The following is a 6,697-nucleotide window of genomic DNA, read 5'->3' on the forward strand; positions in this document are numbered from 1 at the left end:
GCGCCCGTCCTGTACTGCCCGCTCGCGCCCCGGATCGTGCCAGCGGCACCCCCAGGATCTTTCGTGGTTTCATTGACACCGAACCTAGAGCGCCCCCCGCCCCCGGTCCAGTCTCCTGATCGTGGGTTCAGAGTCACCACAACGTGGGATCAGAGTCGCCCTATCGTGGGTTCAGATTCACTCCTCTTCCCGACAGGCGAAATTCCTCCATGTTTCACAGGCAGATCCAAAGGGGATGACATCGCTTAACACTATAAATAACACATATCTAACACTTCGGGAAAAATGCAGGATGCCCCGACCCGCCCGTTTCCTAGGCTGGAAAGCTGTTATTTTTCAAAGAAAATGGGAATCAGATGCCGATCCTTGTTTCATGTGATGCCTTTCGTGGTATGTTCCGGGAAATGCAGCACATGAGGGTGAAATGAGCGAGGCACTGCCCCCCTATTTCAACATCGACCCGGACCGGGCCCTGAAGGACCTGGGCCCCTCCTTCTCCACCGCCCGCTTCTCCGAGATCGCCGAGGCCTGCGCCCGCGGGCGCGGCGATCTCGCTTCCCGCGGACTGGACGAGGCGGGCCGGAAATCGCTCCGGCTGTTCTCCACATGGGAGATCACCCGCTACCTGATCCCGGTCGCAACCCCGCATTTCCGCCGCGTGCTGCGCGCCAATCCCGACTTGCCCCAGGGCCGGTCCGAGACAGAGGGCGGTGCCAAGTGGTTCACCCTCGACGAGGTGCTGCGCCTGCGCGCGCACTTCGCCGCCGAGGGGGCGAAGAACAAGGAATACCTCCCCTACCGACCCGAGGGGCTGCCTGCCAAGATGGTCGCGGTGGCGAACTTCAAGGGCGGCGTCGGCAAGACTTCGACCGCGGCGCATCTGGCAATGTCCGCAGCGCTCGATGGCTACAAGGTGCTGGTCGTCGACCTCGACAGCCAGGGCTCCATGACCTCTATTTTCGGCGGCGCGGTGGAGGATGAATTCGAGACCGTCTTCCCGCTGCTCGCGCGCCACTACGCCCGACACCTGCGCCAGGAGAACCAGCGCCGGCTGGATCGAGGCGACCCGCCGATCCCGCTCGACGACACGCTGAGCGAGGCGCTGGAGGTGAAGGCCGCCGACCTCATCCAGAAGACCCACTGGCCCAATATCGACCTGATCGGCGCCCAGCTGAACCTCTACTGGTCCGAGTTCCAGATCCCGGTCTGGCGGATGCAGGCGCGCAGCTGGAAGCTCTGGGAGGCGCTGACCGAAAGCCTGGAAGCCGACGGCGTGCTGGACCAGTACGACGTGATCTTCCTCGATACCCCCCCTGCCCTCGGCTACCTGACGATCAACGGGCTGTCGGCGGCGGACATCCTGCTGGTACCCATGGGCGCCTCCTTCCTGGAGTTCGACAGCACGGGGCGGTTCTTCGACATGTTGCACTCGACCTTCGCCTCGATCGAGGAGGGAGAGAACATCGCCGCCCGCGCCCTGGGGCGCGAGGAGCTTGCGTTCGAATGGGACGCGGTGCGCGCGGTGATCACCCGCTACGACGGCGCCCAGCAGGGCGAGCTGGCAGCGTTGATGCAGGCCTATCTGGGCCAGGTCCTGGTCCCCGAGCGGCAGGACTTCACCGCGCTGATCGGTCAGGCCGGAGAGCAGGTCTCGGGGATCTACGAGGCCGATTACCGCGACTTCAACCGCGAGACCTATGCCCGCGGCCGCGCCACTTTCGACGAGACCTACGCGGCCTTCAAGCGGCTGCTGATCGGCACCTGGCGGCGCGACGAACTGGCCGCCCGGGAAGCTGCGGAATGAGAGCGGGAGGGGGGCTCTGCCCCCGTCCCCTCCGGGGACTCCCTCGGGATATTTATGGCCAGATGACAGGGAGCCTGTGGCTCTTTCATCTGGCCGAAAATATCCCCGCCGGAGGCTCGGCCCGAAGGGCCGTTTCGCGCGCGAAACATTTGCACCCGACAGGTGCATCTCTCAAGGAGGACCCCGCATGGCCAAGCGCAGGCGCCTGACCCCCGCCAACCCGACCTTCCTCGGAGGCCCCGAGGAGGAAGCGGCCCCGCTCGAAACCAAGTCGGCTTTCCCGATGGGCGTGGCGCAGACCCGTACCCGGTCCCGCGCGCCCATCGCGGAGGTTGCCGCCGAAGCCTCGGCGGCGGCCGCGCTGAGCGAGCTGTCCGATGCCCTTCAGCAGGCCCGTGACGAGGGGCGCCTGGTGCAGGTCCTGGCGCTTTCCGAAGTCGAGAGCGGGCACATGGTTCGCGACCGGATCATCGCCGACGAGGAAGAGCTTCAGGCGCTGGTGGAGAGCCTGCGCGCCCGTGGCCAGCAGACCCCGATCGAGGTGGTGGACCGCGGCGCCGGCGCCGTGCCGCGCTATGGCCTGATTTCGGGCTGGCGGCGGCTGGCGGCGCTCGGGCGGCTGGCGCGGGAGGATCAGAAATTCGACCGGGTGCTGGCCCTGGTGCGTGCTCCGAAAAGCGCCGCCGATGCCTATGTCGCCATGGTAGAGGAGAACGAGATCCGGGTCGGCCTCAGCTATTATGAGCGCGCCCGCATCGCCATGAAGGCCGTCGAGCAGGGCGTCTACCCGGAGGTCGGTGCCGCTCTGCGCGGGCTCTTCGCAAATGTTTCGCGCGCGAAACGTTCGAAGATCCGCAGCTTCACCGTGGTGGTCGACTGCCTGGACGGTGCGCTGCGTTTCCCGACCGCCATCGGCGAGCGGCTGGGGCTGGAGCTGGCCAAGCGGCTGACCGAGGAGAGGGGGGCGGCGGCGCGTCTGAGAAAGGCGCTGGAAGCGGCCTCTCCGGAGACTGCCGAGGCCGAGCAGGCGATCCTACTGCGCCGCCCGCCGGCTGCGAAGGCGCCAGTTGCCAAGGCCCCCGCCCCACCCGCTGTGGCGCTGTCCTATGACGCCGAGGCGGGCCGCCTGGTGCTGAGCGGCCCGGGGGTGGATCAAGATTTGCGCAAGGCGCTGGAGGCCTGGCTGAAGCGGCGCTGACGATCAGGCGCTCCGGGAGAGGCCCTTCCGGAGCGCGCGGGCCAGCAGCAGGCCCAGGATGATCCCCGCGCCATCGGCACAGACATCGTAGACGCTGCGATCCCGCCCGAACCAGGGTTGCAGGATCTCGATCAGACCGCCCAGAAGCAGCAGTCCGGGAAGGCTCCAGCGCAGCAGGCGCGGGGCCAGAAGGGCCGTGGGCAAGGTCAGGACGGCGAAGGCGCCCGCGTGCTTCACCTTGTCGATGCCATAGAGCGAGACCTCTTCGGGACTGGGAGCGAGCGCGGCACTGAGCACGGCGAGGGCCAGGGCGGTGGTGAGCAGCAGGGAGAAGGTGGGGCGTGACATGGAGGATCCTCGTGCAGATCGGAAAATGTTTCGCGCGCGAAACATGAGGAGGTAAGGGGGCTCTGCCCCCGCTCCTGCGGAGACTCCCCCGAGGTACTTGAAACAAGAAAATGGGGCGCGCGGCAGGCTCTTTCATCTGGCCGAAAATATCCCCTCCGGAGGCCCGGCCCGGGACGGGCCGGATCGGATGCGAAACGCCCCGGCCTTGCGACCGGGGCGTTGCTGTCTTCGGAGCGGATCGGGCCGGCCTCAGTGGGCGGCGATCAGGCCCATGGCTTCGAGCTTGAGGATCACCTGGTGGGCGCAGTTGTCCACGTCGGTGCCTTCGGTCTCGATGCGCAGCTCGGGGTGCTCGGGGACGTCGTAGGGGTCCGAGATGCCGGTGAACTCCTTGATCTTGCCTTCGCGGGCCAGCTTGTAGAGGCCCTTGCGGTCGCGCTTCTCGCATTCCTCGATCGAGGTGGCGACGTGGACTTCGACGAAGGCGCCGTACTGCTCGATCGCGTCGCGCACGATGCGGCGGGTCGCGGCATAGGGGGCGATGGGCGCGCAGATCGCGATGCCACCGTTCTTGGTGATCTCGGAGGCGACGTAGCCGATGCGCTGGATGTTCAGGTCACGGTGCTCCTTGGAGAAGCCCAGTTCGCTGGAGAGGTTCTTGCGCACGATGTCGCCGTCGAGCAGCGTCACCGGGCGGCCGCCCATCTCCATCAGCTTGACCATGACGGCATTGGCGATGGTCGACTTGCCCGAGCCCGAGAAGCCGGTGAAGAAGACGGTGAAGCCCTGCTTGCCGCGCGGCGGCTTGGTCTTGCGCAGTTCCGCGACGACTTCCGGGAAGGAGAACCACTCGGGGATTTCCAGGCCTTCCTGCAGGCGGCGGCGCAGTTCCGTGCCCGAGATGTTCAGGATGGTGACCTTGTCCTTGTCGAGGATCTCGTCGTTGGGCTCGTACTGGGCGCGCTCTTCGACGTAGACCATGTGTTTGAACGGCACCATGGCGATGCCCATCTCTTCCTCGTGGGCCTGGAACAGCTCCTGGGCGTCGTAGGGACCGTAGAAGTCCTCGCCTGCGGAGTTCTTGCCCGGGCCGGCGTGGTCACGGCCGACGATGAAGTGGGTGACACCGTAGTTCTTGCGGATCAGACCGTGCCAGACGGCCTCGCGCGGGCCGGCCATGCGCATGGCGAGCGGCAGCAGCGACATCGCGGTGGTGGAGGCGGGGTACTTGCCCAGCACCGCTTCGTAGCAGCGCACGCGGGTGAAGTGATCGACATCGCCGGGCTTGGTCATGCCGACCACGGGGTGGATCAGCAGGTTGGCCTCGGACTCGCGGGCGGCGCGGAAGGTCAGTTCCTGGTGCGCGCGGTGCAGCGGGTTGCGGGTCTGGAAGGCCACGACCTTGCGCCAGCCCATCTTGCGGAAATAGGCGCGCAGCTCGTTCGGGGTGTCGCGGCGGGCGCGGAAGTCGTAGTGCACCGGCTGCTGGATGCCGGTGACCGGGCCGCCCAGGTAGACCTTGCCCGCGACATTGTGCAGGTAGTGCACCGCCGGGTGAGCCTGGTCATCGGCACCGAAGACCTTTTCCGCTTCCAGGGCCTTGTTGGGCACCCAGTTGTCGGTGACGGTCATGGTGGCGAGGATGACGCCTTCCTGGTCGCGCAGCGCGATGTCCTGGCCGGGCTCGAGCTTCTCGGCGAAGGCTTCCGACACGTCCAGCGTGATCGGCATCGGCCAGAGGGAGCCGTCGGCGAGGCGCATGTTCTCGACCACGCCGTCGTAGTCAGCCTCGGTCAGGAAGCCCTTCAGCGGGTTGAAGCCGCCGTTCATCAGCAGTTCCAGGTCGCAGATCTGACGCGGGGTCAGATCCCAGCTGACCAGCTCGCCTGCTTCGACTTTCAGCTTCTGGGCGGAGTCGTAGGAAACAAATAGTTCGGGAATGGGAGAAAGATCATGCGTCGGCATTATAAAACCTTGCTGCTTAGAATGGCGGACGGGCCGCTTTAAAGGTTATCGCAATCGTGACCTAGACGGTCCGGTCCCGGAAGCGCAAGTACCGCCGGGGCGGGGCGGGGGAAAAAACCGGCCCCCGGGAGGGAACGTGTTCCATCCGCTTAGCAGACAGCCATGGCGTGTTCCGGGTCACGTGGCTCCGGGAAGGGGGAAAAGACGGGCGCCGCGCGGCTTTCCGGGGTGTTTTCCTTTTCATTGCGAAGGAGATGTCGGATAGGTTTCCGGCATCGGGGCGGGCCTCTGCGGAGGGGGCCGCCCGGACGTTTTGTACGGACGTTTTCAACAGGAGCCCGTTTTGGATTACGAAAAACTGACCGTTGTGATGCGCACCCTGGCGCTGGAAGCCGGCACGAAGATCATGGAGATCTACGAGGCCGACGATTTTGAGGTGAAGACCAAGTCGGATGCGAGCCCGGTGACCGAGGCTGACGAGGCGGCAGATGCGCTGATCTCTGCCGGTCTGCGCGCCGCCTTCCCCGAGGTGCTGCTGGTGACCGAGGAACAGGCCGCCACCCACAGCGAAAGCGCCGCGACCTTCCTGATCGTCGATCCGCTGGATGGCACCAAGGAATTCGTCAACCGCCGCGGCGATTTCACCGTCAACATCGCGCTGGTCGAGAACGGCACGCCCACCCGCGGCGTGGTCTATGCCCCGGCGCGCAAGCGCATGTTCTTCACCCTGGCGGATGGTTCCACCGTTGAGGAGATGGGCCCCTTCGGCGAGAAACCCGGAGAGCTGAAGCCGATCAGGGTCTCGACCCCCGACAACGAGGCGCTGATGATCGTGGCCTCGAAAAGCCACCGCGACCAGGCGACCGACGACTACCTGGCCAAGTACAAGGCCCGCGACATGACCAGCGCCGGCTCCTCGCTGAAGTTCTGCCTGGTCGCCACCGGCGAGGCGGATCTTTACCCGCGCGTCGGGCGCACGATGGAATGGGACACCGCCGCCGGTCACGCGGTGCTGAAGGGCGCGGGCGGCGACGTGGTGCGTTTCGACGATCACCAGCCGCTGGTCTACGGCAAGGAAGGCTATGCCAACCCGTTCTTCATCGCCTATGCGCCGGGCGTCGATCTGAAAGAGGCCTGAGGCCCCCCGGTTTCGTGTTTCGCGCGCGAAACATCTGTCGACATGCGAAGGGCCGCCCCGGGGGGCGGCCCTTTTGTCTTCTGCGCCAAAGCTTACAGCCACAGGACCCTGATTGCGGCGGAGACGATGAGGCCCATGGAGAGGTTGAGGGGGATGCCGATCCTCAGGAAATCCGAGAAGCGGTAGCCGCCGGGCCCGTAGACCAGGGTGTTGGTCTGGTAGCCGATGGGGGTGGCGAAGCTTG

General features: G+C 65.9%; 5 protein-coding genes. 3 read left to right on the forward strand and 2 right to left on the reverse strand.

Annotation, left to right across the window (positions count from 1 at the left end):
- The first annotated feature begins 424 nt into the window (after positions 1-424).
- Both KM176_RS23065 and KM176_RS23070 read left to right on the forward strand, forming a co-directional pair.
- On the forward strand, positions 425-1,804 hold the full coding sequence (locus tag KM176_RS23065; RefSeq protein ID WP_160896893.1) for an AAA family ATPase: 1,380 nt from the start codon (positions 425-427) through the stop codon (positions 1,802-1,804).
- A 187-nt stretch (positions 1,805-1,991) separates the two neighbouring features.
- A complete protein-coding gene (locus tag KM176_RS23070; RefSeq protein ID WP_160896892.1) occupies positions 1,992-3,002 on the forward strand; it encodes a ParB/RepB/Spo0J family partition protein in 1,011 nt (336 codons plus the stop codon).
- A 3-nt stretch (positions 3,003-3,005) separates the two neighbouring features.
- On the opposite strand, the gene KM176_RS23075 is transcribed toward KM176_RS23070, so the two are convergent.
- Both KM176_RS23075 and KM176_RS23080 read right to left on the reverse strand, forming a co-directional pair.
- Positions 3,006-3,350, reverse strand: coding sequence for a VanZ family protein (locus KM176_RS23075; RefSeq protein WP_160896891.1), 345 nt, complete (start codon positions 3,348-3,350; stop codon positions 3,006-3,008).
- 249 nt (positions 3,351-3,599) lie between these two features.
- Complete coding sequence (locus tag KM176_RS23080) at positions 3,600-5,315, reverse strand: bifunctional sulfate adenylyltransferase/adenylylsulfate kinase (protein WP_160896890.1); 1,716 nt, start codon at positions 5,313-5,315, stop codon at positions 3,600-3,602.
- 343 nt (positions 5,316-5,658) lie between these two features.
- On the opposite strand from KM176_RS23080, the gene cysQ reads away from it, so the two are divergent.
- The gene (gene cysQ, locus KM176_RS23085) at positions 5,659-6,453 is read left to right on the forward strand and encodes a 3'(2'),5'-bisphosphate nucleotidase CysQ (RefSeq protein WP_160896889.1); all 795 of its coding nucleotides are present in this window, start codon (positions 5,659-5,661) and stop codon (positions 6,451-6,453) included.
- The last annotated feature ends 244 nt before the right edge of the window (positions 6,454-6,697 follow it).

Origin of the sequence: Pseudooceanicola endophyticus, assembly GCF_018760365.1 — a bacterium.
Taxonomy (GTDB): domain Bacteria; phylum Pseudomonadota; class Alphaproteobacteria; order Rhodobacterales; family Rhodobacteraceae; genus Pseudooceanicola; species Pseudooceanicola endophyticus.